Below are 24,680 nucleotides of genomic sequence, written 5' to 3'. Positions count from 1 at the left end.
TGTTCCTGTCCTTCGCTGTCGTCCGCGGGTCACAGTGCCAGGACCGCGTCGGCCTCGCGCGCCTCCTGCTCGCGCAGCGCCCGCTCGACGCGGTCGACGTCGCGGACGGCGCCCTTGTCGGCCGACAGCGCCATCGCAGCGTACGCGCGCAGCGCGGGCGACACGACGCGCTCACGGTCGCGCGGACGGTAGCCGCCGCCGTCGATGAGCCGCTGACGCCGCTCGGCGAGCACCTCGTCGGACACCTCCAGGGTCAGACCGCGGGTGGGGATGTCGATCGTGATGATGTCGCCGTCCTCGACGAGAGCGATGATCCCGCCGGACGCCGCCTCCGGCGAGACGTGCCCGATCGACAGCCCTGAGGTGCCACCAGAGAAGCGGCCGTCCGTGATCAGCGCACAGGTCTTGCCGAGGCCTCGCCCCTTCAGGAACGACGTCGGGTACAGCATCTCCTGCATGCCGGGGCCGCCCTTGGGACCTTCGTAGCGGATCACGACGACGTCGCCCTCCGTGACCTCCTTCGCGAGGATCTTGGCGACCGCCTCGTCCTGCGACTCGCACACCACGGCGGGGCCGGAGAAGGTCCAGATCGACGGGTCGACGCCCCGTCTTCACGACGGCGCCGTCGACGGCGATGTTGCCGCGGAGCACGGCGAGCCCGCCGTCCTGCGAATACGCGTGCTCGACCGAGCGGATGCAGCCGCGCGGCATCCAGATCCAGCGCCTCCCAGCGGGAGGACTGCGAGAACGCCTTCGACGAGCGGATGCCGGCCGGAGCCGCGTGCCACAGGTTGAACGCCTCCTCCGTGGCCGACCCGCCGCGCACGTCCCAGGCGTCCAGCCACTCGCCCATGGTCGCCGAGTGCACCGTGTGCACGTTCTCGTCCAGCAGACCGCCGCGACGCAGCTCGCCCAGGATCGCGGGGACACCGCCGGCGCGGTGGACGTCCTCCATGTAGTACGTCTTGCCGCCTCCTGCGACGTTCGGGGCGACCTTCGCGAGGCACGGCACCCGCCGCGAGACCGCGTCGATCTCATCGAGCCCGAACTGCCCGGCCTCGTGCGCGGCCGCCAGCAGGTGCAGGATCGTGTTGGTCGATCCGCCCATCGCGATGTCCAGCGCCATCGCGTTGCCGAAGGCCTCGGGAGTCGCGATGCTGCGCGGCAGGACGGACGCGTCGTCGGAGTCGTAGTACTTGCGGGTGATCTCGACGACCAGCGAACCGGCGTTCTCGTACAGCGCCTTGCGCGCGGTGTGCGTGGCGAGCACCGATCCGTTACCGGGCAGCGACAGCCCGATCGCCTCGGTGAGGCAGTTCATCGAGTTGGCGGTGAACATGCCGGAGCACGATCCGCACGTCGGGCAGGCCTCCTCCTCGATGCGCTGGATGTCGGCATCCGAGATGTTCTCGTTGACGGCGTCGGAGATCGCGTCGACCAGGTCGAGCGTGCGGATGGAGCCGTCCACCAGGGTCGCGCGGCCGGACTCCATCGGCCCACCGGAGACGAACACCGTCGGGATGTTCAGGCGCAGGGCCGCCATGAGCATGCCGGGAGTGATCTTGTCGCAGTTCGAGATGCAGACCAGGGCGTCGGCGCAGTGCGCGTTGACCATGTACTCGACCGAGTCGGCGATCAGGTCGCGCGAGGGCAGCGAGTACAGCATGCCGCCGTGGCCCATCGCGATGCCGTCGTCGACCGCGATCGTGTTGAACTCCCGTGGGATCCCGCCCGCCGCCGAGATCGCATCCGAGACGATCCGGCCAACGGGCTGGAGGTGCGTATGTCCTGGGACGAACTCGGTGAAGCTGTTGGCCACGGCGATGATCGGCTTGCGGCCGAGATCGGCGCCGTTCACGCTTGCGGCGGCGCGCAGCAGTGCGCGGGCGCCTAGCCATGTTGCGGCCGTGGGTGATGGTGCGAGAGCGGAGTGCGGGCATGACACCATTCGGCCAGAGAATCGCGTTTCTCACCAGACGGCGCTGATACTAGTAGTGGTACTACCACCCGACGCCGAAGGAGCACACGATGGATGCCGACCGTCGACGCCGCGAGGAGCTCGCCGCCTTCCTGCGCGACCGTCGGGCGCGCACCGACCGTACCGCCCTGGGGCTGCCCGATGCCCCACGGGGAAGGGTGCAGGGACTGCGCCGCGAGGAGGTCGCGACACTCTCGCCTGAGCGTCACCTGGTACACGTGGCTCGAGCAGGCCAGGGACATCCATCCGTCCCGGCAGGTGCTCGAAGCGCTCGGCCGACTGTTCGGGCTGCGACCCGTGGAGCGCACGTACCTGTTGACCCTCGGAGGGCACGGTGAGATCGCCACCCCCTCCGCTGCGACCGAGCACGCACCCGAGCGCCTGCGCCGCCTTCTGGAATCCTTTCCGTTCCCGGCGTTCCTGCTCGCCGCCGACTGGACGATCATCGGCTGGAACGTCGCGTATGCGCACCTGTATCCGCGCATCGAGAGTCTGGACGCCGAGGATCGCAACCTGCTGTGGCTGCTCTTCACGGATCAGGAGCTCCGGCGGCTCCTGCCCGACTGGGCGCAGCAGAGCCGCCGCTTCGTGGGCGAGTTCCGTGCGGACGCACGGCGCTGGCTGAGCGCCCCCCGCGAGGACGGGATCGTCGCACGGGTGAGCGCCGCGTCCGAGGAGTTCGCGCGGATCTGGCAGGAGAGGGATGTCGAGGGCTTCGTGTCGCGCGAACGGTCGTTCCGGCATCCGCTCGCCGGGCTCACCACCTACGAGCAGCACGGGGTGGTGCCCAGTGAGTTCCCCAACCTGGAACTCATCCTCTACGTCCCTGCGACCGGCTGACCCTTCCGTCCGCGCGCGATGGGGAGCAAGCTGGAACGGATCCGTTTCATCACATCGCAGGAGGGCGCGTCATGACTGGGTACAAGGTCGGCTACTTCGTCGGAAGCCTGTCGAAGGATTCCATCAACCGCACGCTGTCGAAGGCGCTCATCCGGCTGGCGCCCGACGACCTCGAGTTCTCCGAGATCCCGATCGGTGACCTTCCGCTGTACACACCGCGATCTCGACCAGGACTACCCGGGGTCGGCACTCGCGCTGAAGGATGCGATCGCCGCATCGGATGCCGTGCTCTTCGTCACGCCGGAGTACAACCGCTCGATCCCGGGGGCGCTCAAGAACGCGATCGACTGGGCGTCCCGGCCCTGGGGCCAGAACTCGTTCGACCACATCCCGGGTAAGCGTCATCGGCGCCTCGATCGGCACGATCGGAACGGCCCTGGCGCAGCAGAGCCTTCGGGCGGTGCTGAGCTTCTGCAACGCCCGACAGATGACCTCCCCGGAGGCCTACATCCACTTCGACGCCGACGTGTTCGCGCTACGACGGCGAGGTCCGTGTGGACAGCACCAGGGAGTTCCTGACGAACTACATGCAGGAGTTCCGCGACCACATCGAGCGCGTGCTGACGGTCCTCCCCGAGCGTGATCGCGCTCAGCCGCCGAGGGCGTTGAGCAGATCGGCGAAGTGGTCGAGGTCGGCGGCCGTCCAGGCGCGGAGGCGCTCGCCGATACGTCCTTCGTAGCGTGCCCGCGCGATCGCGATGCGCTCCTGCGCGAGATCCGTTGCGACGAGGACTCGGGCTCGCCGGTCGGTGGGAGACGGCACGCTCTCCACGAGACCGAGCTCCTCGAGCTGGCGCACCTGCTTACCACGGCCGACTTGTCGGTCTGCAACCGCTCGATGATCTCGCCGGCCGACGTGGCCTTGCCGCTCGCGATCGAGGTGAGCACCTGATAGCCGAGCGGCTGAAGGTCCGGGTGCACTGTCACCGCCGCCTCGCGCCAGCTGACGCGGATGCGAGCGAACAGCCGTCCCAGCTCATGCTCGACGCGGGCGACGGCCTCATCGAGTTCGGGCCCGGCGATCATGGAGGCCGCGGGCGACGACGCGGCGTCCGCTGGCGTCTCGGCGGGCTGGTCACTCATGCTGGCCAGTCTACGAGCGCAGCGCAGCGCCGCCGATCACACGAAAGGGCAGTGCGGCACAGTCGCGCGCGTGCGCACCGTGCCGTACTGCCCTTTCCAGCGATGCAGGGGTCGGCCACCCGGTCATGCCTCCGCGAGGAGGCGGAAGACCTTCGAAGCCGTCCGGAGCTCGGCCGGTGTGAGCCCGGTGATGCTCGCCCGCAGGCGCTGGGCGTGATCTCCGCGGACGTCCGCGAGTGCCGCGCAGGCCGCAGGGGTCGCGGTCAGCACTCGCAGACGTCCGTCGTTCTCGTCGGGGCGGGACTCGATGAGATCCAGCTCCTCCAGCATCCGCACCTGGCGGCTGACGACCGACTTGTCCATCTCGAAGAGCTCGGCGAGCTGATGCCCGTTCGTGCTTCCGGCCCGCGCGATGGACGCCAGCAGCTTGTACCCCGCTGGCTGCAGGTCGGGATGGATCCGCGCAGCGGACTCCTTCCAGAGCGAGCGCGCCTTCGTGAAGATCAGGTTCAGGTGCCCCTGGAACTCCGCGAGCGCGTCGTCGACATCTGCCGATGCCACGGTGCCGGCGGCGGCCATGTCAGCGTCCCCGCTCCTGATCCTCGCGCTCGATCACGGACACCGAACCGGTGGAGGGCTGCGTCCCGTCGATCCGGATGGCGCCGGTCGTGTTGAGGGATGCGGCCACCTCGGCCTCGGCGATCTCGATCACCGATTCCTCGGCCTGCTCACGGAGCTCCTCGGCCGCGGTTTTGGTGGACAGCGGCTTGTTCTTGATGAACGCGATCGCGATGACGCCGAGGATGGCGAGCGGGACGGCGATCATGAAGGCATCCGCGATCCCCAGGCCGTAGGCGGATTCGACGATCGTGCGGATGGTGTCCGGGAGCTCGTTCATCTTCGGGACGTCGCCCGAAGCGAGGTGCGTGAGCGCGTCGATCTCCTCCTGCGAGGTGGGGTGAAGCCCTTGAGGTCATCGGCGATGTAGTCGGCGACACTGGTCGAGAGGATCGAGCCCATGATCGTGACACCGATGGTGCCGGCGATCGTGCGGAAGAAGTTGACGTTGGAGGACGCGGCACCCAGCTGGGTGGGCGGGGTGTCGTTCTGGACGATCAGGGTGAGGTTCTGCATGACCATGCCGAGACCGGCACCCAGGACGAACATGTAGATCGCGACGAGCGTGAACGGGGTGTCGTAGCGCAGCGTCGCCATGAGGCTGACGCCGATGACGGCGAGGATGGAGCCTGCGACCATCCAGGCCTTCCACTTGCCGAAGCGGCTGACGAGCTGACCGATGATGATCGATGCACCCATCTGGCCGATGATCATCGGGATCGTCATGAGGCCGGATTCGGTCGGCGTCGCGCCACGCGCGAGCTGGAAGTACTGCGCCAGGAACACCGAGGTGGCGAACATCGAGACGCCGATCGCGATCGAGGCGATCACCGAGAGCGTGAACGTGCGGTTCCGGAACAGCGACATCGGCACGATCGGTTCCTTGACGAAGAACTCCACAGCGATGAAGGCGGCGAGCGCGACGGCACCGACGATCAGGACGATGCTCGTGACCGAGTCCCACTCGAACTGGCTGCCGCCCATCGAGACCCAGATCAGCAGGGTCGAGACGCCAACGGCCAGCAGGACGATGCCGAAGTAGTCGATCGAGACCTTGGCCTTCGCCGGCTTCGGCAGGTGCAGGGTGAACTGCAGCAGGATGAGCGCGATGATCGCGAACGGGACGCCGACGAAGAAGTTGGAACGCCATCCCCACGCGTCAGTGAGGAATCCGCCGAGCAGCGGGCCGCCGATCGTGCCGAGCGCCATGATGCCGCCGACGACGCCCATGTACTTGCCGCGTTCGCGCGGCGAGATGATGAGCGCGACGGCGATCATGACGAGCGACATCAGGCCGCCGACGCCGATGCCCTGGATGACGCGCACGGCGATGAGCATGTTCGTGTCGGTCGAGAATCCGGCGATGACGGTTCCGACCGTGAACAGGATGAGCGAGATCTGGACGAGGATCTTGCGGTCCATGAGGTCGGCGAGCTTACCCCAGATCGGGGTGGAGACCGCAGTGGCCAGCAGGCTCGCGGTGATGACCCAGGTGTACTGGGCCTGAGTGCCGCCGAGGTCGGCGATGATGACGGGCATCGAGGTCGACACGACCGTGCCCGAGAGCACGGCGACGAACATTCCGACGACGAGGCCGGAGATCGCGGTGAAGACCTCGCGGGCCGAGCGCACGGGCTCGGCAGCGGAGGAAGGTGTGGAGGTCAAGGTGTCTGCTCCTGCATAGAAAGTTGATCTGGATCAACCATACACCTTTAGTTGCCAAAGGGCAACCATTGCTCTCGGTCAACCGATATAGGCGATGTGCACCTTCCCGATCGCACCGTCGAACGCGAACGGCATCCGCTCCGCATAGGTCCGCGAGACCGCGCCGCCGTATGCGCGCCCGATGTCGAGGCAGTCGTTCGCCGAGAACAGCAGGGGCGCGCTGACCGGGACGACGCCAGAGCCCACCTCGACGCCTTCGACGCGCAATGTGACCGACAGCGGCCCGCCGGGTCGCGGCTCGACGTACGTCGTCTCAACCTCGATCGTCGTCGTCGCCGTCGGCAACGGCTCGGACGACACGATCGTCGTGCGCTGCACGAGGAACAGGTTGTACTCGTAGGTGAGCACGCCATCGACGAGGAAGCAGGTGAGCCCGCCGCCCGCGCCGCCGAGCTTGTACAGCACGCCGTTGGCCCTCTCGGGAAGCGTCGCCTGCAACGCGACCGAATTCGGCTTGTTGCCGAGCGCGCGGCGCGCAGAACTCGGGAACGCGCACGGTCCCCTGTCATGTCCCACTCGGTATACGGCACGGCGATGCGGTATTCGGGGTGGTACACCGGCACCCACAGACCGGCGCCGACCGGGAGGACCTCGTTCCTGGCGGCCTCGATCGCGAAGAGCTCCTTCAGCTCGGCGAGCTTCTCGGGCTTCTCGTCCGCGAGATCGTGAGCCTGACTCCAGTCCGCGTCGAGGTGGTACAGCTCCCAGGAGTCACGATCCGGCGTCCACGTGGCGATGCCGGGAGGAGCTCCGGGCAACCACGGCAGCCGCGGTCCCGTGGACGACGCCATCCAGCCGTCCGAGTAGATCGCGCGACTGGCCATGATCTCGAAGTACTGAGTCCGGTGCCTCCCCGGCGCCGAGCCGTCGTCGACCGCGTAGACGAAGCTGGTCCCGTCGATGGGATCCTGATGGATGCCGTTCACGGACTCCGGCGCGGAGATGCCGAGGATCTCGTAGACGGTCGGCACGAGATCGATCACGTGGTGGAATTGCGTGCGCGGCTCCGGGTCGTGGGCGATCCGGTCCGGCCAGCGCAGGAACAGGGGTTGCGGGTTCCGCCGAGGTGGGACGCCATGAGCTTCATGCCCTGATACGGCGTCGACCCCGCCCACGCCCATCCCGCGTGGTACTGGTTGTCGGTCGCAGGTGTGCCCAGCGCACCGAGACCGCCGAGCTCCTCGAGAGCAGCGATGTGCTGGTCGATCGTCGTGGGGATCATGTTCTGCGCGAGCAGTTCGCTGATGGTGCCGTTCTGGCCTTCACCCGACGAGCCGTTGTCGCCCCAGATGTAGACGACGAGCGTGTTGTCGGCATAGCCGAGCTCGTCGAGCGCGTCCACGAGTCGCCCGGCCTGGACATCGGCGTGTTCCGCGAACCCGGCGCACACCTCCATGAGGCGGGCCTGGAACGGCTTCTGCTCCTCCGGGATCTCGTCCCAACCCTGCAGGTTGTCCGGACGCGGTGTGAGCACGGCATCCCGCGGCACCCATCCGGCCGCCTTCGCGCCTTCCAGCGCCTGCTCGCGGTACACGTCCCAGCCGTCGTCGAAGGCGCCCTTGTACTTGTCCGCCCACTCCTTCATGATGTGGTGCGGTCCGTGGATGGCCCCGGTCGCCCAATACATGAAGAACGGCTTGTCCGGAGCTGTGGCCTTGTGGTCTCGCAGCCAGCCGATCGCGTCATCCGCGATGTCCTCGCTGAGGTGATACCCCTCCTCCGGCGTCTTTGGGGGAAGGACCGTCGAAGTGTTGCGCACCAGGTTGGGCTCGTACTGCGATGCTTCCCCAGCGAGGAAGCCGTAGAAGTACTCGAACCCGTATCCGGTCGGCCAGCGGTCGAACGGCCCGGTCGCAGTGGTCTCCTCGGCAGGTGTGTTGTGCCATTTTCCCCACGCGCCTGTCGAGTATCCGTAGTTGCGCAGCACCTCTGCCATGGTCGCGCTGGATTTCGGGATGTGCCCCGAGTAGCCGTCCCAGTCGTTGGCGAGTTCCGCGATCTGGCCGGAGCCGACGCGGTGATGGTTGCGGCCGGTCAGCAGGGACGCCCTGGTCGGCGAGCACATCGCGGTGGTGTGGAACCTGTTGAATCCGAGGCCTTCGCCTCGGATGCGCTCCAGCGTCGGCGTGTTGATCGCGCCGCCCAGCGGAGCGGGCAGCGCGGGCCCCGCATCGTCGATCAGGATGACGACGATGTTCGGGGCGTCGTCGCCGAGGTGACGCTGCGGCGGAAGCGGCGCATAGTCCGAATCGGCGAGGGTGCGGCCTACGAAGCTGCCCGATGCCTTCGGCGGGAACGGCAGCGTCCTACTGGGCGGCAGCGGGGTCCCCGCGATGGTGCTGGGGTCGTTCGTCATGTCGTCTCCTTGCCTTGCGTCGTCGAGCTGCGGCAGTCAGCCGAGCAGCTTGCCCTTGGCGGACTCGAACTCGGCGTCGCTGAGCACGCCCTGTGCCTTCAGTGTCGCCAGCTGCTGGAGCTGAGCGACGACGTCGGTGCTGCCGGTTTCCGGCGCAGCCGGTGCCGGTGCGGTGTACGGCGGCGCGGGTGGAGCCATCGCCGCCGCCTCCTGCTGCAGCTCGTACTGGTGCTGCTCGTACTTCTCCTCGGCACGGTGCTGCTGTCGTCTGGCGACGTTCCCGCTGACGGCAGTCGCCGTCCCGGCGACCACGGCGGTGCGCGCCGCCATTCCGATCAGACCCGGTCGACCCATTCGTCCCATGAGAGGCATGTGCTCGTCCTTTCTCAGACGCCGACGGCTTCGGCGACGACAGCGTTCACAATCGGTGCAGGGATGCGGACCGAGTCGATGACCCGTCCGCCCCCCCCGCCGCCAGGGCCGAGGCCAGATGCTTCGCCCACAGCAGCTCGACAGCCAGCAGCAGTGCCGAGCTTCCGGGCGTCAGACCGTCGGCCAGCGCCTCGACGTCTTCATGCGCGACGAGGCCCGACGCGACGAGCTCGATGCTGCCGAGTTCGATCTGCGGCGTCGTCCACTTCGACCCAGCGGACGACTCCGTCCAGGTCTCGTGAGACGTGGAGCAGATCGATGAGGCGCACCGTGCCTGCGTCGACGAGTTGAGCGATCGCTTCGATCACGACGGGGTCGGGCTCTTCCCCGATGAAGCCCGCGAGTACGAACTCGACGGGCCCGAATTCCAGATCAGCCATGATGTGTCCCGCTTTCCGATCAGGCGGCGAGCGCCTTGGCCTTCAATGCTTCGTACTCGGCCTGCGAGATCGCTCCCGAGGACAGCAGACCCTGTGCGCGTTCGATCTCGGCGGCAGGCGACGCCGAGGCGCCTGCCACGCTGCGGATGTAGTCCGCATTGGCCTGCGCCGCGGCATTCATCTCGGCTGACTGACGGTGCGCCATCGACCCGCCGCGGGCGATCAGATAGATGAGCGCACCCAGGAACGGCAGCACGATGAGCAGGATCACCCATCCGGCCTTGCCCCATCCGCTCAGCGTGCTGTCGCGGAAAATGTCCATGAAGATCCAGATGAAGGTCCAAACGCAGAGGATGACGAGATAGATCCACAGCATCCACAGCAGGAAGTCGAAGAAACCCATGACAGTGCCCTTTCCGAGCGAGCGATCAGCGGGACGCCGAGCAGCGACCCCTGCGCCAAGGTAGCCACGCGGTCCGAGCGGTCGCATCATGCGAATCGCGTGAACAGCCCGCACTCGAGCCGGATCACGCGATTCGCATGGTGCGCCCGACGTCCGGCCGCGGTGCACTGGATGCGGACGGTTCGCCTCACAGCACGCGAACCCGGAGGAGGAACCCGTGGATGCTGTCGACCGGCTGAGGCGCCTCTGCGTCGACAACCCCGCCGCCGCGGACGACGCGGAGGACGGATGGTCTGATGCGCTCGACGCGCACACGATCTCGCTGGTGCGCATCTCGGCGCTGATCGCGGCGGATGCACCTGCCGCATCGATGCGCTCGGCGATCGACGGAGCCGTCACCGCCGGTGTGACGGTGTCCGAGATCGTCGCGGTACTGGAGGGTCTGATCAGCGATGTCGGGCCGCCGCGGGCCGTGGCGGCGGCCCCGAGGATAGCCGCCGCTCTCGGCTATGACGACGACCTCGTCGCCGACTCCGAGATCTGATCGGTCAGCCGCCGAGCAATCCGATCTCGTGGGCACGATCCACCGCGGCTCCGCGAGTCGTGACTCCGAGCTTGCGGTAGATCGACCCCACTTCGGAGCTCACCGTGTTGCGCGAGATGAATAGCCGTCGGCCGATGTCGGCGATCGTCAGGTGCGTCTGCAAGTAGGGAAGCAGGCGCAGCTCGGCCGGGGTCAAAGGCACTCCCGCCTGCCGTGGGTTCGGCCGCGAGCGAAAGACGCAGCTGCTCCACCTGTGTCGACACCACGCCGATATCAGGACGCCGACGGAGCAGGTCGTCGATCTCGCGCATGAGATGCCGCGCTCCCGCTCGATCGCCGAGCGCGACGTGCGCTCGGATCAGCTGCATTCTGGCCCTGACGGAAAGGTACGGCAGCAGATGCGTGCACCCGATCCGAGCGCGCATCGCACGAGCGAGCAACCGCGCGCCCGCTTCGCGGTCACCGTCGCGCACGGCGACCCTGGCGGCGACGGCGAGCGCGAGCGCGGTGGTGGGGTAGCCGTCCATGTGACTCGCGTCGATGGCCTCGACCGCGCGCCTCACGTGGTCGCGGGCACTATCCCACCGTCCGTCGTCGATCGCGAGGAGCGCGAGCTCCGGGGCGCTGAGGATGACGGTGTCAGTGTTCCCGCAGCCACCGCGACATCCACAGCCTCCTCGAACGCCGCCTTCGCCCCCGCCGAGTCGTCGATGAGCAGGCGGGCCGAACCCCACAGATGCAGTGCCTGATCGCGCCACGGACTCGAGGTCGGTTCGTGCGCCATCGCGAACGCGGCCTCCTGGAGGACGCGCTCGTGTCCGCGTTCGCACAGCGCCGCGCGGATCATGGCGCGTGCCGAGGCGAACAGAACCCGATCCTCGTCGGACAGAACCGCGTCGTCGAACGCCTCCAGAATGATCGACCAGCGCTCTCCGGCTGCGACGTCGCCGAGCAGGATGCCCGTCCAGGCCATCGACACGATCAGCGGCGGATGATTGCGGACCACATCGTCGCCGAGTTCCGCCAGCCAGCGCTTGACGGTGGACACCTCACCGCGTTGGTACATCGGCAGGCTGAGTTCCGCGATGCGCTCGGCCGCGCGTTCGGCGTCCCCTGCCTGGAGGAGGTGCTCGACCGCCTCGGCGGCCGCGCCGTCGCGCTCGTGCCAGTCGGCGGCGCGTGCATGCAACTCGACCACTTTCGCCGCGCCTTCCGCGCGTTCGAGTTCGGTGATCAGGAACTCGCGGAACAACGGGTGGAAGCGGAACCGTCCGCGGTGCCGATCGAGGCCGATCAGGAAGAGATTGGCCCCCTCGAGGTCCCGGAGTCGAGCGCTGGAGTCCTCGATCTCCAGCACGGCGTTGCAGGATGCCGCCGATAGGCGCTCGAGCACCGAGCTGCGGCGCAGGAACGCCTGCGTGTCCTCGGGCAGACGCGCGATGCATTCGCGGTAGAGGTAGTCCGCGACGAACCGGTCCTCGCCCGTGACAGCAGCTGGGTCGCCGCCGCCCTTCGCGACCAGGGCGCAGAGGAAGAGCCCTGTCGGCCACCCCTCGCAGTGCTCGACGATGACGTCCAGGCGTTCGTCGGCGATGGGCCCGGCCCCGGCGCCCTCGAAGATCGCTCGCGCTCCGTCCTGGCCGAGCGCCAGGTCGTCGACCCCGATCTCCCACGCGTCCCCGATCGCACGCAGGCGCGAGACGAGAGCGGACTCGCGTCGACCGGCGATGACCACCTGAGAACCGACCGGCACACGCGCGATGAGGATCTCCAGGGCATCCTGGCATTCGTCGGACTCGGCCCAGTGCGTGTCGTCGACGAACAGGACGAACTCCTCGGGCGCCGCGGCGAGCGCGCCGGCGAGCAGCGGGGCGGACCGTCCGAGCGCGGCCGTCCCGATGCCGCGCAGATCGTCGACGACCCCCGCGACGGCGGGCGAGATCCCGACGGATGCCGCGGCGATCACCGAGAGCAATGCGGCCGGGTCGACATCGGTGCGGTCGAGGAAGCCCAGGCCACGCGGCGGCGCTCCTCGGCCGCCCACTCCGCGAGCAGCGTGGACTTGCCGTACCCCGCCGGAGCGGCGACCGAAACGACGCGGGCTCCGCTCTGCCTCGCCCGTTCTATGAGGAGCCTGCGGCTCACCGCCCCCTCACGAGCGTTCGGCACCTGGATCTTGCTGTCGAGCAGCGTCGTCAACACGTCAGCGTCTCCCCGCACTGGATCGCGATATTCCCCTAGGCGAATAGTACGGGGCGCGAATGTCGCGTCGCCATATGCGCGGATTCGTGCATATACGGCGGCGGGCCGCCTCTCAGCTGAACAAGACGACCGCGTACGCCGCGAACATCACCAGGTGCGCCGCGCCGTGCATCGCGGTCGTCCTCTTCGACGCGAACGTCGCGACCGACAGTACGAGGGTCGCACCGAGCAGCAGCATGTCCCGCCGGCGTCTCAGCCAGGACGACGGCCTGCCCGGTGAACAGGCCGATCACGAGCACGGCTGGGATCGTGAGTCCCACCGTGGACACCAGGGCGCCGTGGCACAGATTGCTGACGCGCTGCGCCTCTCCACCCAGGGCCGCGCGCACCGAAGTGATGGATTCGGGCAGGAACACGATGGCGGCGATGAGCACTCCGGCGAGCGCTGGCGGCGCTCCCAGGCGCCCGAGGCCGTCGTCGAGGAGCGCGGCCATGTCATGCGAGAGCAGCACGATGGGCACGACGGTGAGCACCAGCAGCACCAGTCGTGTGAGGATCTCGCGTCGATGTTCGCGCAGGACCTCGCCGATCGGCGTGTACGCACCTGCCTCGGTGCGGGATGCCGCGGCATCCGGCTCGGTGAAGTCGACCGCGCGAGGTCCCATCTGCTGAACGAGGAAGAAGGCGTAGACGCCGAGCGTCAGGACGATGATCGGGATCTCCTGACCCGCGGTGTACGCACCGTTCGTTCCGATCGCGGCCGGGAGGCCGAAGGCGAGCACGCTCAGGACGATCAGCATCGTCAGGTAGGCCGAGGTTCCGACGCGGTTGTGCCGGAGGCCGCCGTGACGGAGGCCGCCGACCAGCAGGCACAGGCCGATCACGAGGTTCAGGATGATCATGGACACGGCCATCACCGAGTCGCGCGCGATGGTCGTGTGCTCGCCCGGCCCCAGCATGACCGCGGCGATGAGGACCACTTCGATGAGGACGATCGAGAGCGTGAGCACGAGCGATCCGTACGGATCGCCGAGGCGGTGCGCGAGAGCTTCGGCCTGCTTGACCACGCCGAACGCGCAGAGCAGGATGACCGCGACGATCCCGGTCAGTGCCAGGATCAGGGTGATCGCGGGAGCGGGCGCCTCCAGGATCGGGTGGATCAGAAGCAGGACGACGAAGGCGCCCCATCCGAGTGCGATGCGGGTGATCTCCGCGGGGCCGACGAGTCGCGTGAGCATGGCTGTCTCCTTCGGGCGGGGCCGTCCCCGGAAGAATGCCACGAACCGGGTCGTCCCGGTCGCGATGTCGTACTCGGATTCTACGCTGGGTGGCATGACAGACGGCTACTCCCCCGCTTTCCTGGATGCCGAGGTGCCGCTGCCCCGGCCGGACAGCACCGTGATCGACCTCTGCTACCCGCGGTTCTCCGTGCTGCTGGATCCCGAGCGGCGGCTCGCGTCCGTCACCGGGGTCAACATCGACGGCGCGCGGCTGCGCGAGGTGCCCCGCTCCGGCGACTGGCGGCTCGATCCGAGGGTGGATGCCGACCAGCAGGCCGGTCCGGAGGTGTACTCGCGCAATGATCTCGATCGCGGCCACCTCGTCCGCCGGCGCGACCCCGGCTGGGGCGATGTCGACGAGGCCCACAACGCGACCGAGGCGACGTTCTTCTACCCCAACGCCGCGCCGCAGGCGTCGGGATTCAACCAGTCCAAGGAGCTCTGGCTCGGACTCGAGGACCACGTGCTGTCGTACGCCGAGGCGACGGATCAGCGCGTGTCGGTGTTCACCGCGCCGGTCCTGGATGCCGAGGATCCGTCGTATCGCGGCATCCGGATTCCGCTGCGGTTCTGGAAGGTGGCCGCGGAGCACGTCGACCGGCCTGTCCTCAGCCGGTTTCCTGCTCGATCAGTCCGAGCTCGTCGACGTGCGCGAAGGCGTCCTGGCGGCACCGCCTCTGGGCTCGTTCCGGACCTTCCAGGTGCCGGTCGGCGACATCGCGCGGACGGCGGCCGTGGATCTCGGCCCACTGGTGGACGCGGACGTGCTGCCGGAGCAGACGGTGCAGGCGGGCGTGTGGCGGGAACTCGAGACGTACGAGGACGTCGTTCTGTAGCCGACGACGGCCGCTCGGTAGACAGGAGAGCTCAGCGCGTCCGCGCTCGGTCACTTGCGTGGCGACGACGGCGCCACGCGAGGAACAGGAGGCCGAGCCCGAGGACACCGAGGCCCGCGTTGACGACCAGATACGGCGCGCCGTCAGGACCGCCCGCGTGCACGACGGACCACGAGGTCACCGAACCGACGGCGGACAGACAGATCGAGAGGATCCCGCCGACGACGAGCGTGCCACGCTCGCCGCTCGACTCTTCGTCTGCGGAATCCGGCGTCCCGCGCCGGATCATCGGGACGATCGGTTGTCGTGATCGGCGCGCAGCTTCGCGCGCACGGCCTGCACGGTGGCGAGGACGGCTCCGACGACCCCGCACCCCAGCAGGACGTATCCGATCATCAAGCTCTCGCCGACCATTGTCGCTCCGTTCGTGGATGTCCTTCCAGCCTCCCCGACGGATGCCGAGTTGTCTGTAGGCCGAAAGGGGGACGAATGCCAGGCCGCGCGACCGTCGAAGGATCAGTGCCCGTCCGTCACCGCACCCACTTGATGCACAGATCGTCGGTCGTCTCCACTCTCAGATTCGACTCGATGTCCGGGTAGTCCGAGTAGATCTCCGTCACGATGACGTTGAATTCGCCGTCGCCCACGGCCTCGACCTCGATGGTCCGGGCTTCGACATCGGGGCCGTCACCGTTCACGCCTCCGAGCATGGCCCCGGAACACGCGAGGCCCTGAGCGGAGTCATCATCGCCTCGTTCGCTGGCCGCCGCCCATTTCTCGATCTCTCGCGCTGAAGCCTCCGGCGTCCGGGGCACGCAGGCGGTCAGGCTCATCGCGAGCAATCCCGCCGCGATGAGAGCGATGACAGCGGCGGCAACCTTGGGCATCGTTCTCCTGACCTAACCCTGCTGGGACTGGCCGATCAGCTCGGCCGATCGATCCCAGAGCTCGCGCGCGAGATCGCGGTCGAGCGCCTGCGGATTGTTCCGGCGTGCCGGCCTCCGCTTCTCGTAGTAGACGCCGGATTGCCATTCGAAGCCTGGTGTCGTCGTCGCCAGCCACACCAGCTGGTCCGCACCCTTCTCGGGGGTCGACATCACCGCTCTGCCGAGGCGGCTGCCGTAGAAGCGCTTCATGAAGCTGTCGCTATCGGCGGCGAACCCGGTCGCGACGAGGCCGGGATGGAATGCGGCAGCGGACAGTCCCTGCACGTGATACCTGCGATGGAGCTCGGTCGTGAAGAGGATGTTCTCCAGCTTCGCGCTGCCGTAGGCGAGCTGGGGCGAGAAGTCCCGGTCATGGTCGAGATCGTCCATGTTCACCCGGCCGAAGAGGCGCGCACCCACGCTGGCGGTCTGGATGACGCTGGCGCCGCTCGCGATCAGCGTGTCCATCAGCAGCGTGGTGAGCAGGAACGGGGCGAGGTGGTTGACCTGGAAGGTCTTCTCGAACCCGTCGACGGTCTTGACGCGGTCGCCGAAGATGCCGCCCGCGTTGTTGGCGAGGACGTCGATGCGCGGATATCTCTCTGCGAGTTCGGCCGCGAGCGTCCGCACCTCCGCCAGGCGTGCGAAGTCCGCGACCAAGTGATCCGCGCCCAGCTCGGCGGCGACCGCCTCGGTCTTCTGCGCCGACCTGCCCACGATGACGATCCGATGCCCGTCCCGATGAAGCCGACGAGCAGCAGCGGCGCCGATGCCGTCGCTCGCTCCGGTGATGACGATCGTCTTCGACTGGGCCGTTCCGGACACGCTCATCGGAGCACCGAGATCATCGGCGCGAGGGCTGCGGCTGTGAGGAGTGATGCCCCCACGATAGCGACCGCGGCGATCTCCGTCGTCACGCACTACTGCTCATACTCTCGGAGCGCGCACCCGGGGGTACGCAGACGACCGGTTGCCCGACGGAGCCGATCATGATCGGTCGATGACCGTCAGCGGGCCTTCGTCCTCGGTGGGCGGTTCGAAATGGTCGAAGTATGCCGCGGCGACATCCGGATCGAGTGCGAAATCGTCGCCGTGGGATGTCGCTCGATCGCGCACGCGCTGGAGTGCAATGCCACGGGGCGTCGCCAGATAGATCGTCTCCGGTTCGAGCCCGAAGGGTCTGAGCAGTTCGCGATAGGCATCCCGCTGTAGGCGCGACCAGAACGAGAAGTCGAGGACGACGTCGATGCCGGCCTGCACCAGCGCGATCAGCCTGTCGCGGAGCTCGGCCTCGATAGCCCGATGCATTTCGGCCGGCAAGGGCATCGTCCGGATGCCGCGACGCCACGCTTCCTGATCGAAGGACAATCGCGTCATGCCGTCGGCCTCGAGCCGACGCGCGAAGGTGGATTTGCCGGCCCCGGCAGGGCCGCACATGAAGATGACCCTGCTCACGCGGCCCAGCCTACGGCCCTGCACGCCACGCGCTCGTACCTGTCAGGCGATCAGTCGCCTGACCCCGAGCTCTGATTCCAGCGCGCCGTCGCCGTCGCGGCTGACATGGAATGCGCGGCCCTCCGGACGCTCCGACACGGCCTCGGCCAATTCGCCGTCGCGGAAGACAAGAGCAACGTGGTCGTCGACCGCGTACCCCTCCTGCAGCACGCCTTCGGCCACCCACCCCAGGTACTTGTCGCGCCGCCCCGGCTCTCCCCGGTAGTGCGGACACGCACTGCCGGGGAGAAAGCTGAGTCCGTCCGACAACGGCGCGAGAGGTCCGAAGGAATCGGTGGAGGACTCCTCGAACCAGCAGTTCATCCCGGCGCTGATCCCCGCGAGGATGGTTCCGCCCGCTGCCGCCGAGCGCAGGGAGCTGTGCAGACCGTGCAGCCGCCAGAGCGCGAGCAGGTTCGCCGTGGACCCTCCACCGACGTAGATGAGGTCCTGTTCGCCCACGGACATGGGATCGCCGTAGTCCCGAAGGCCTCCGAACAACGAAAGCACGGATGTGACTGCCCGCCCGTCGAAGGCCGCCTCGAACCTCGACGCGTAGGACTCCGAGTCGCCACTGGCCGTCGGAATGAAGCAGACGCGGGGCAGATCCTTACCGCACAGCTCGAGCAGGAAGTCGTCTATCGCGGAGGAGCCGTCCTCGGACATCGAGAAACCGCCTCCCCCGAGAGTCACGATCGTTCCTCGCATGACAGCGATGCTATCGGTCGAGCCCACCTGGATCAGGTGGTCCCCAGCCGACCTCAATAGGTTGCTCTCCATGGCCGAGCTGCACGACGACACCGAAATCACCGCGAACCTCATCCGCGATCTGCTGCGAGACCAGCATGCGGACCTGGCAGATCTACCGCTTCGTGAGGTGGAGGGCGGCTGGGGCAACCAGATGTGGCGTCTCGGAGACGAGCTGGCCGTGCGGATCCAGCGCATGGATACCGATTTCGAACACCAGCTCAAGGAGCGTCGGTGGCTGCCGCTGCTCGCCCCGCGACTGCCTTTGCCCATCCCGGTCCCCGTGCGCAATGGTGCACCTTCCGAACGATTCCCGAAGATCTGGACGGTCATGACGTGGGTGCCTGGCGTTCCGCTGGACCACGCATCGATCACTCGCGATGATCACGCCGCTGACGCCTTGGCGGCGTTCCTCCGGGCGCTGCATGTGGCCGCGCCGGCGGATGCACCGGCGGACGCTGTTCGTGGTGGGCACCCGAGTGACCTCGCGGACGGCTTCGACGACTTTCTCCGTTCCGTCGATGCGGACGCGATCGGCCTTGACGCTTCCGCGGTTCGAGCGGTCTGGGACGACGCCGTCGCGGCCCCCGCATGGACAGGGCCGGCTGTGTGGGTGCACGGTGACCTGCATCCGGCGAACGTCGTGGTCGCAGACGGGACGCTGGCGGGCGTCGTGGACTTCGGCGACCTGTCCGCCGGTGACCCGGCCGTGGATCTCGCCGCTGCCTGGCTTCTGCTGCCGGCGGGTACGACAACCCGCTTCTTCGCCGGCTACGCCGAGGCTGACGACGCGACGATTCGGCGTGCCCGCGGGCTTGCCGCACTGAAGTGCCTCTTCCTGATGCTGATGGGCCAGAACGGCGATCGCGGACTGCCTGGAGGCAAGGCCGCGTGGGGGCCCCTGGGCCGGGCGGCTCTCGACCGCGTCCTCACGTGACGCGTCCGTCCGGGCGCCGCGAGCAGGCCGATCCTGCGCTGGGCCCGAACGGGGTATGACGAAGGCCCCGCATCCCAGTGTTTCCAAGGGATTCGGGGCCTTCGTGGTGGCGGTGACGGTGGGATTTGAACCCACGGTAGGGGGTTACCCTACACAACTTTTCGAGAGTTGCACCTTCGGCCGCTCGGACACGTCACCGCGGATCAGTTTACGTGAGACACGGCATCTGCGCGAATCGAGCGTTCGGCACTGTGTCAGAGCGCCACGACCTCGAGCACGAGCGCGGATGCCGGTGCCAGCAGCGGCACCCGCACACCGACCGCGCCGAGCAGCGATCCGGGAAGCTCGCAGCTCCCCTCCGCGATCCACGGCACCGGCTTCGCGTCCAGGAACTTCCTCGCCGACAGCGCAGGGACCACCCGCACGCAGTAGTCCACCCGGGGGTCGAGTCCGGGCAGACGCAGTGCCGGCGGCACCGCCCACTCTCCCGTCACCTCGCGCGTCAGCCGGAACAGTCCGTGACGGCGGTCCGACGACACCACGCCCGTCAGCACCTGTCCGTCATCATCCCCGTCGCCGTGCACGAGCTCACCCGAGCGCATGAGACCGCGCAGGCGCTTGTACTCGCCGATCCACGCTTTCACGTCCGCTCGTTCGTCTGCGCTCAGATGGGTGATGTCGGTCTCGATACCCCCGTGCGCGAACAGCGTCGTCGCGATCCGGAACCGGAGCTCGGTCGCCCGCTGCGTCGTGTGGGCCGTCGCCGGACCGATGTGGCTGCCGATCAGCTCGGGTGGCAGCAGCAGCTCGGTCCAGCGCTGGATGCGCGAGCGCTCGAGGGGGTCGTTCGTGTCGGATGCCCAGATCCGATCGGCGTGCTCCAGGATGCCGAGGTCGACACGAGCTCCTCCGGAGGAGCAGGATTCGATCTCGACACCCGGGTGCCGGCGGCGCAGCTCATCCAGCAGCGCGTACACGGCCCGGGTCTGCGCATCGATCCCCGCGCGCCCGGCGTGCACCGCTTCCAGCACGTCCCGGTTCTGATCCCACTTCAGGAACTCGATCGGGTACTCGGTCAGCAGCGCCCCCAGCCGCTCCAGCAGGTAGTCCGCGACCGCGGGCTGGGCGACGTCCAGCACGTACTGGTTGCGCCACGACCGGGTGGTCCGCCCCGGCATCCGGAGCAGCCATTCCGGATGCTCAGCCGCGAGAGCCGAGTCCGGGCTGACCATCTCCGGCTCGACCCACAGGCCGAATCCCATCCCGAGCGCGCGCACGTGCTCGACGATCGGGTGGAGTCCATCCGGCCAGACCGTCCCGTCGACGTGCCAATCGCCGAGCCCCGCAGTGTCGCTGCGGCGTCCGAGGAACCAGCCGTCATCGAGCACGAATCGTTCGACACCGACCTCGGCGGCCACGTCGGCGAGCGCGGTCAGCGGTTCGAGCGTGTGATCGAAGTAGACCGCTTCCCAGGTGTTCAGCACCACCGGACGCGGAGCCGAAGGATGCGCGGACCGCGCCCGCAGCGACCGATGCAGTCGCGCGGAGAGCCCGTCGAGTCCGGCGTCGCTCCACACGAACACCGCCGTCGGCGCCGCGAATGCCTCACCGCGCGCGAGCACGATCTCGTCCGGTCGCAGCAGCTCGCCCGCGCCCAGCACGCTGCGCCCTTCCGGCAGCCGATCGGTGCGGTAGACGGCATCCGCGCTCCACGCGAGATGCACGGCCCAGACCTCACCGGAGCGGTCACCGAAGCCCGGCGTCCCCGCCACAGCGAGCGTCGGGGCGTCGTGCCCCGTCCGGCCGCGCCGCGACTCGCGCAGATGCGTGCCCATCGCGATCGGACGACGCTGCGGCGAGCGCTCCCGCGTCCACCGTCCGGTGAAGTCGAGCAGCTCCCGCGCGCGGGCCGCGACCGGCAGCGTCGCGTCGAGCGCGGCGATGGTCAGTGGCACGTCATCGTCGTTGATCACGCGGTGATCGATGCGCAGCACACCCGCGTCGTCGAACCGCAGCGAGCTGTGCAGCGTCATGCCTTCCGCCGAAGCCATGATCGAGAACCCGTGCTCGTCGGCATCCACGTCCGTGACCGACCAGTCCGGGTGCAGCGGCGCGCCGGAGGCCGCGCCCGACAGTGCCGGACGCCCTTCCCATCCATCCCGCTCCGTCGGCAGGATCGTCAGCGGCCACGCCACGTCGAGCGCGCTGGCCGAGATCTGCCGTGCGTTCGTGGCGTCGAGTGCGCTGAGCGCCTCGGCGGATGCGTCGCCGACGTCCTCTCCCCAGTGCAGCACTTCGGGCAGTCCGTGGTCGCGGAACGCGACGAGCAGGGCAGTGCCGGCGGCGTGGAAGCGGCGAATGGTGGGCATGAAGAAACCTCCGTCGTGACGGTCGAGCCGTCCAGACAAGATTCCCGCGAATCAGCCCACTTTGTCAATATATGAAACAAAGCGGCTAGGTGAGCATCCCTCGAATCGCGATTCCGGCACCCGCCCGAGCCCACTTCGAGAAGTCCCACGCCCGCACGTCGAGATCCACTTCAGCGGCGTCCTTGTCGAGTCGCTCGGCGAGCGCCGCGCGCATCGCATCTCCACCCAGCTCGTGCACCGCGATGCCGTCGCCGGTGAGCACGACCTTCTTCGGGTCGACGAGATTGACGACCATGGCGATGAGCGCGCCGAGCGCCCGCCCGGCATCGGCGAACGCCGCCAGTGCGATCGGATCGCCGCCCCTGGCGTCCTCGACGGACTGCTCGTACTCATCCTCGGCCCGACGCACGGCCTTGCTGATCGCCGCATTCACGAGCAGACTCGACACGCACCCCCGGTGTCCGAGCCCGCAGTAGGGCCCTGCCTCGTCGACGATCATGTGGCTCATCTGACCGGCCCGCGCGTGCGCGCCTTCGACGACCTCGCCGTTGACGACCAGACCGCACCCGATGCCGACGCCCACGGTGATCAGCGCCATGTCGTCGATGCCCGCCCCCGCCCCGAACCAGTGCTCGGTCGCCGTCAGCGCCTGGACGTCGTTCTCGACGGAGCACGGCAGCCCTGTGGCCTCCGCCACGAGGGGCCCCAGGGCGACATCGGTCCAGTCCAGGAACGCCGAGCGCTCCACGACGGCACCGCCCTGCCCCTGACGAGCGCGACCTGCCAGCGCGATGCCGACGGCGGAAAGCTCATGCCCCGCCTCGGCGAACTCGCGTGCGACGGCGGCGATCTGAGCCACCACATCCACGGGCTCCCGGGACTCGATCGACTGTTCCGCGGCCGCGACGATGCGCGCGGACAGATCGGTGACGACGGCGTAGAGCCGGTCACCGGTGAGCTTGATCCCGAGGAAGTGCAGCGCCTCGGCGCGCACCGAGAGCATCTCCGACGGGCGGCCGGTCTGGCCGACCAGCCGGGTCTCCCCCTCGGTCAGGAATCCCCCGTCGACGAGCTGTCTCGTGATGCGGGTCAGGCTCGCCCTGGACAGCAGGAGCCGCCGTGCGATCTCGGCGCGCGGCAGCTCGCCGTGGATGAGAACCTCCAGCAGAGCCGCGCGCATCGGTGCCGACATTTCGGCCATGTTTGTCACCTCAATAAACATAGTATGTTGCACGGATCCCGCCGCTCTTGAAAGGATCTCATCACATCCGCCGCGAAGGAGCGCCGATTTCCATGACAGCCGACCACCGCAGCATCCGCTGGGATACACCCGGCCTCTCCGTGAGCTTCGCCACCCCCGAGGACGGCCCGGTGTCGGTGCTCGCCCTGCGGCCGGCGGGATCGCCGTCGCCCGCACCCGTCCTTCCCGGCGGTCACGGCGAACAGCCCCTCGTGGAGCTCTCCGCCTTCGGCCACGGCCGGTTCCCGGGAAGCTACCGCCACGTGGACACGGTCATCGGGCGCGACCTCCGCTTCGCATCCGAGACGCGCACCGAGCACGACGGCCGTCACGAACTGCGCCTCACCCAGGTCGACGCCGACCGCGGCATCCGCGTGACCAGCGTCTTCGAGGCCTACGGGGCGACCGCAGCCCTGCGCACGTGGACCGAGGTGACGGTCGCCACCGACCTCGTGATCGATGTCGTGTCGAGCTTCGCGACCGGGTCCTTCCTCGCCGACGCGCGCGCCGAATCCGTCGACGCCCTCGTCCTCGCGCACGCCGACAACGACTGGATCGCCGAGAGCCGGTGGCACGTGGAGCCGCTCCGCGCCGCCGGCCTCGTCGACGTCCTCCGACAGGCGCACCACCACCAGCCGCCGCGCACCCGCATCGCGCTCGGGAACCGCGGCTCGTGGTCCAGCGGCGAGAAGGTCCCCGTCGCCGCGGTGGCCGCGGCGGATACCGGATACGCGCTGGCGTGGCAGATCGAGCACAACGGTCCCTGGCTGGCCGAGCTCGGCGAGAACGGCCACGGCGCCTACCTGCTGCTGTCCGGCCCGACCGACCAGGAGCACCAGTGGAGCGTGCGGCTGCGAGACGGTGAGACCTTCGTCTCGGTGGCCGTGTCGATCGCCGTCGCGCTGGGCGATGCGACGGACGCCCTGCGCGCCCTCACCGATCACCGCCGCGCGATCCGGCATCCCCGCGCCGCGGACGATGCGCTCCCGGTCGTGTTCAACGATTACATGAACACCCTCATGGGTGACCCGACCACCGAGCGGCTGCTCCCGCTCGTCGACGCCGCCGCCGAGGCGGGCGCCGACTACTTCTGCATCGACGCCGGCTGGTACGCCGACGGGCATTGGTGGGACGGCGTCGGCGCCTGGGAGCCGTCGACGGCGCGCTTCCCCGGCGGCATCGCCGAGGTCACCGAGCACATCCGCTCGCGCGGCATGACGCCGGGGCTGTGGCTGGAGCCGGAGGTCATCGGTGTGCGCTCCCCGCTGGCCGAGACCCTGCCGGACGACGCGTTCTTCCAGCGCCGCGGGGTGCGCATCGCCGAGCACGGTCGGCACCTCCTCGACCTGCGCCATCCGGCCGCCCGTGCGCATCTGGATGCCGTGGTCGACCGCCTCGTGGACGACTACGGCATCGGCTTCATCAAGATGGACGAGAACACGATGACCGGCCCGGGGAGCGACCTCGGCGGGCTCGCACCTGGCCACGGGCACCTCGAGCACGCCAGGGCGCTGCTGGACTGGATCGACGCCGTCCAGGACCGGCATCCGGACCTCCTCATCGAGAACTGCTCCTCCGGGGCGATGCGCATGGACTACGCCCTGCTGTCGCGTCTGCACATGCAGTCGACCTCGGATCAGCAGGACCCCGTCGCGTACGCGTCGATCGCCGCCGCCGCCCCGGCTGCCATCCTGCCCGAGCAGGCCGGCAACTGGGCCTACCCGCAGACCGGCATGAGCGCGGAGGCGCGCACCTTCGCCCTCGTGAACGGCGTGCTCGGCCGCATGTACCTGTCCGGATACCTCAATCGGATGACGCCCGTCGAGGTCGACGCCGTGCGGGCCGCGGTGGCCGCGCAGAAGACGGTGCTCGCCGACATTCGCGACCGCCATCCCGTCTGGCCCCTCGGCCTGCCCGCCTGGGACGCGGACTGGGTCTCGCTCGGCCTGCACGACGCGACAGCCGCGCAGGCCTACGTCTCCGTGTGGCGTCGTGCGGGCGACGCCACGGCATCCCTGCACCTGCCGTGGGCGCGAGGACGAGAGCTCGAGGCGACCCCGTTCTTCCCGGCGGATGCCGCCGGCTGGACCTGGACCTGGGATGCCGAGGCCGGTGTCCTCGAGACGACAGCGCCGACGGCGGAGCCGAGCGCCCGCACGTTCGACGTGCGGGCGCTGTGACGCAGTGCGCACGGGGAGGGCGGCTCCCCGGGAGCCGCCCTCCCCGTCGC

General features: G+C 68.6%; 26 protein-coding genes, 1 tRNA gene and 3 pseudogenes. 8 read left to right on the top strand and 22 right to left on the bottom strand.

The genetic code is table 11. From position 1 onward, the window contains the following. Positions 1 to 29: 29 nt before the first annotated feature. Positions 30 to 1,940 (bottom strand): annotated as a pseudogene (gene ilvD / locus OED01_RS02660) (dihydroxy-acid dehydratase). A gap of 179 nt (positions 1,941 to 2,119) precedes the next feature. On the opposite strand from ilvD, the gene OED01_RS02655 reads away from it, so the two are divergent. The 3 genes and pseudogenes from OED01_RS02655 (at position 2,120) to OED01_RS02645 (ending at position 3,770) form a co-directional block, all read left to right on the top strand. Next, entirely contained in the window at positions 2,120 to 2,818 is a 699-nt protein-coding gene (locus OED01_RS02655; RefSeq protein WP_264156864.1) for a helix-turn-helix transcriptional regulator, read from the top strand. 71 nt (positions 2,819 to 2,889) lie between these two features. After that, positions 2,890 to 3,558, top strand: a pseudogene (locus OED01_RS02650) (NADPH-dependent FMN reductase). Beyond that, positions 3,501 to 3,770 carry a hypothetical protein gene (locus tag OED01_RS02645; protein WP_264156863.1) on the top strand — a complete coding sequence of 90 codons (270 nt, stop codon included), beginning with the start codon at positions 3,501 to 3,503 and terminating at the stop codon, positions 3,768 to 3,770. The pseudogene OED01_RS02650 and the gene OED01_RS02645 overlap by 58 nt, the downstream one beginning before the upstream one ends. A gap of 314 nt (positions 3,771 to 4,084) precedes the next feature. Here the strand turns inward: OED01_RS02645 and OED01_RS02640 are convergent, their stop codons facing one another. The 9 genes from OED01_RS02640 to OED01_RS02605 all read right to left on the bottom strand — a co-directional run bounded on the left by OED01_RS02640 (position 4,085) and on the right by OED01_RS02605 (position 9,875). After that, the gene (locus OED01_RS02640) at positions 4,085 to 4,540 is read right to left on the bottom strand and encodes a MarR family winged helix-turn-helix transcriptional regulator (protein WP_264156862.1); all 456 of its coding nucleotides are present in this window, start codon (positions 4,538 to 4,540) and stop codon (positions 4,085 to 4,087) included. Between the two features lies 1 nt (position 4,541). Continuing rightward, on the bottom strand, positions 4,542 to 4,859 hold the full coding sequence (locus tag OED01_RS02635) for a hypothetical protein (protein ID WP_264156860.1): 318 nt from the start codon (positions 4,857 to 4,859) through the stop codon (positions 4,542 to 4,544). Next, positions 4,856 to 6,244 carry an MDR family MFS transporter gene (locus OED01_RS02630; protein ID WP_264156859.1) on the bottom strand — a complete coding sequence of 463 codons (1,389 nt, stop codon included), beginning with the start codon at positions 6,242 to 6,244 and terminating at the stop codon, positions 4,856 to 4,858. The genes OED01_RS02635 and OED01_RS02630 overlap by 4 nt, the downstream gene beginning before the upstream one ends. 78 nt (positions 6,245 to 6,322) lie before the next feature. Then, complete coding sequence (locus OED01_RS02625) at positions 6,323 to 6,820, bottom strand: hypothetical protein (RefSeq protein ID WP_264156858.1); 498 nt, start codon at positions 6,818 to 6,820, stop codon at positions 6,323 to 6,325. Between the two features lie 463 nt (positions 6,821 to 7,283). Beyond that, entirely contained in the window at positions 7,284 to 8,660 is a 1,377-nt protein-coding gene (locus OED01_RS02620) for a sulfatase-like hydrolase/transferase (protein ID WP_264156857.1), read from the bottom strand. Positions 8,661 to 8,696: 36 nt separating this feature from the next. Further along, complete coding sequence (locus OED01_RS02615) at positions 8,697 to 9,032, bottom strand: SHOCT domain-containing protein (RefSeq protein WP_264156856.1); 336 nt, start codon at positions 9,030 to 9,032, stop codon at positions 8,697 to 8,699. A gap of 46 nt (positions 9,033 to 9,078) precedes the next feature. Further along, positions 9,079 to 9,267: a DUF6325 family protein gene (locus tag OED01_RS16455; protein ID WP_413231621.1), complete on the bottom strand. Its 189-nt coding sequence runs from the start codon at positions 9,265 to 9,267 to the stop codon at positions 9,079 to 9,081. Further along, positions 9,233 to 9,472 carry a DUF6325 family protein gene (locus tag OED01_RS02610; protein WP_264156855.1) on the bottom strand — a complete coding sequence of 80 codons (240 nt, stop codon included), beginning with the start codon at positions 9,470 to 9,472 and terminating at the stop codon, positions 9,233 to 9,235. The genes OED01_RS16455 and OED01_RS02610 overlap by 35 nt, the downstream gene beginning before the upstream one ends. Positions 9,473 to 9,491: 19 nt before the next feature. Beyond that, the gene (locus OED01_RS02605; protein WP_264156854.1) at positions 9,492 to 9,875 is read right to left on the bottom strand and encodes a PLD nuclease N-terminal domain-containing protein; all 384 of its coding nucleotides are present in this window, start codon (positions 9,873 to 9,875) and stop codon (positions 9,492 to 9,494) included. Positions 9,876 to 10,092: 217 nt separating this feature from the next. Between OED01_RS02605 and OED01_RS02600 the strand changes: the two genes are divergently transcribed. Then, positions 10,093 to 10,419 carry a carboxymuconolactone decarboxylase family protein gene (locus OED01_RS02600; protein WP_264156853.1) on the top strand — a complete coding sequence of 109 codons (327 nt, stop codon included), beginning with the start codon at positions 10,093 to 10,095 and terminating at the stop codon, positions 10,417 to 10,419. A gap of 4 nt (positions 10,420 to 10,423) precedes the next feature. On the opposite strand, the gene OED01_RS02595 is transcribed toward OED01_RS02600, so the two are convergent. From OED01_RS02595 to OED01_RS02585, 3 genes are all read right to left on the bottom strand, one after another. Next, the gene (locus OED01_RS02595; protein ID WP_264156852.1) at positions 10,424 to 10,621 is read right to left on the bottom strand and encodes a response regulator transcription factor; all 198 of its coding nucleotides are present in this window, start codon (positions 10,619 to 10,621) and stop codon (positions 10,424 to 10,426) included. A gap of 357 nt (positions 10,622 to 10,978) precedes the next feature. After that, positions 10,979 to 12,463: a MalT transcriptional regulator family protein gene (locus OED01_RS02590; protein WP_264156851.1), complete on the bottom strand. Its 1,485-nt coding sequence runs from the start codon at positions 12,461 to 12,463 to the stop codon at positions 10,979 to 10,981. A 193-nt stretch (positions 12,464 to 12,656) separates the two neighbouring features. Beyond that, the gene (locus tag OED01_RS02585; RefSeq protein ID WP_413231602.1) at positions 12,657 to 13,859 is read right to left on the bottom strand and encodes a calcium:cation antiporter; all 1,203 of its coding nucleotides are present in this window, start codon (positions 13,857 to 13,859) and stop codon (positions 12,657 to 12,659) included. Between OED01_RS02585 and OED01_RS16375 the strand changes: the two are divergent. Both OED01_RS16375 and OED01_RS16370 read left to right on the top strand, forming a co-directional pair. Further along, positions 13,819 to 14,433 (top strand): annotated as a pseudogene (locus OED01_RS16375) (DNA/RNA non-specific endonuclease); the annotation flags it as partial. The gene OED01_RS02585 and the pseudogene OED01_RS16375 sit on opposite strands and share 41 nt — an antisense overlap. After that, positions 14,426 to 14,737, top strand: a complete 312-nt coding sequence (locus OED01_RS16370) for a hypothetical protein (protein WP_318841140.1) — start codon at positions 14,426 to 14,428, stop codon at positions 14,735 to 14,737. The pseudogene OED01_RS16375 and the gene OED01_RS16370, both read left to right, overlap by 8 nt. A gap of 31 nt (positions 14,738 to 14,768) precedes the next feature. Here OED01_RS16370 and OED01_RS02575 read toward each other — a convergent pair whose 3' ends face one another. From OED01_RS02575 to OED01_RS02550, 6 genes are all read right to left on the bottom strand, one after another. After that, entirely contained in the window at positions 14,769 to 15,026 is a 258-nt protein-coding gene (locus OED01_RS02575) for a hypothetical protein (protein ID WP_264156850.1), read from the bottom strand. After that, entirely contained in the window at positions 15,023 to 15,151 is a 129-nt protein-coding gene (locus tag OED01_RS02570) for a hypothetical protein (protein ID WP_264156849.1), read from the bottom strand. The genes OED01_RS02575 and OED01_RS02570 overlap by 4 nt, the downstream gene beginning before the upstream one ends. A gap of 116 nt (positions 15,152 to 15,267) precedes the next feature. Beyond that, positions 15,268 to 15,624, bottom strand: coding sequence for a hypothetical protein (locus OED01_RS02565; protein WP_264156848.1), 357 nt, complete (start codon positions 15,622 to 15,624; stop codon positions 15,268 to 15,270). Positions 15,625 to 15,636: 12 nt separating this feature from the next. Next, positions 15,637 to 16,494 carry an SDR family NAD(P)-dependent oxidoreductase gene (locus OED01_RS02560; protein ID WP_264156847.1) on the bottom strand — a complete coding sequence of 286 codons (858 nt, stop codon included), beginning with the start codon at positions 16,492 to 16,494 and terminating at the stop codon, positions 15,637 to 15,639. 156 nt (positions 16,495 to 16,650) lie between these two features. Then, a complete protein-coding gene (locus OED01_RS02555) occupies positions 16,651 to 17,118 on the bottom strand; it encodes a P-loop nucleotide/nucleoside kinase family protein (RefSeq protein WP_264156846.1) in 468 nt (155 codons plus the stop codon). A 42-nt stretch (positions 17,119 to 17,160) separates the two neighbouring features. Continuing rightward, positions 17,161 to 17,865 carry a Type 1 glutamine amidotransferase-like domain-containing protein gene (locus OED01_RS02550; protein ID WP_264156845.1) on the bottom strand — a complete coding sequence of 235 codons (705 nt, stop codon included), beginning with the start codon at positions 17,863 to 17,865 and terminating at the stop codon, positions 17,161 to 17,163. Positions 17,866 to 17,935: 70 nt separating this feature from the next. Between OED01_RS02550 and OED01_RS02545 the strand changes: the two genes are divergently transcribed. Beyond that, positions 17,936 to 18,841 (top strand): phosphotransferase, encoded by a 906-nt coding sequence (locus tag OED01_RS02545; RefSeq protein ID WP_264156844.1) that lies wholly within the window; start codon positions 17,936 to 17,938, stop codon positions 18,839 to 18,841. A gap of 107 nt (positions 18,842 to 18,948) precedes the next feature. On the opposite strand, the gene OED01_RS02540 is transcribed toward OED01_RS02545, so the two are convergent. From OED01_RS02540 to OED01_RS02530, 3 genes are all read right to left on the bottom strand, one after another. After that, positions 18,949 to 19,039: transfer RNA gene (locus OED01_RS02540), tRNA-Ser, on the bottom strand. A gap of 56 nt (positions 19,040 to 19,095) precedes the next feature. Then, entirely contained in the window at positions 19,096 to 21,210 is a 2,115-nt protein-coding gene (locus OED01_RS02535; protein ID WP_264156843.1) for an alpha-galactosidase, read from the bottom strand. A gap of 85 nt (positions 21,211 to 21,295) precedes the next feature. Continuing rightward, positions 21,296 to 22,411, bottom strand: coding sequence for an ROK family transcriptional regulator (locus tag OED01_RS02530; protein ID WP_264156842.1), 1,116 nt, complete (start codon positions 22,409 to 22,411; stop codon positions 21,296 to 21,298). 92 nt (positions 22,412 to 22,503) lie between these two features. On the opposite strand from OED01_RS02530, the gene OED01_RS02525 reads away from it, so the two are divergent. Continuing rightward, complete coding sequence (locus tag OED01_RS02525) at positions 22,504 to 24,630, top strand: glycoside hydrolase family 36 protein (protein ID WP_264156841.1); 2,127 nt, start codon at positions 22,504 to 22,506, stop codon at positions 24,628 to 24,630. Positions 24,631 to 24,680: the final 50 nt, after the last annotated feature.

This window comes from Microbacterium sp. M28, assembly GCF_025836995.1.
Classification (GTDB): Bacteria; Actinomycetota; Actinomycetes; order Actinomycetales; family Microbacteriaceae; genus Microbacterium.
This window is presented reverse-complemented; position numbering and strand designations above follow the sequence as displayed.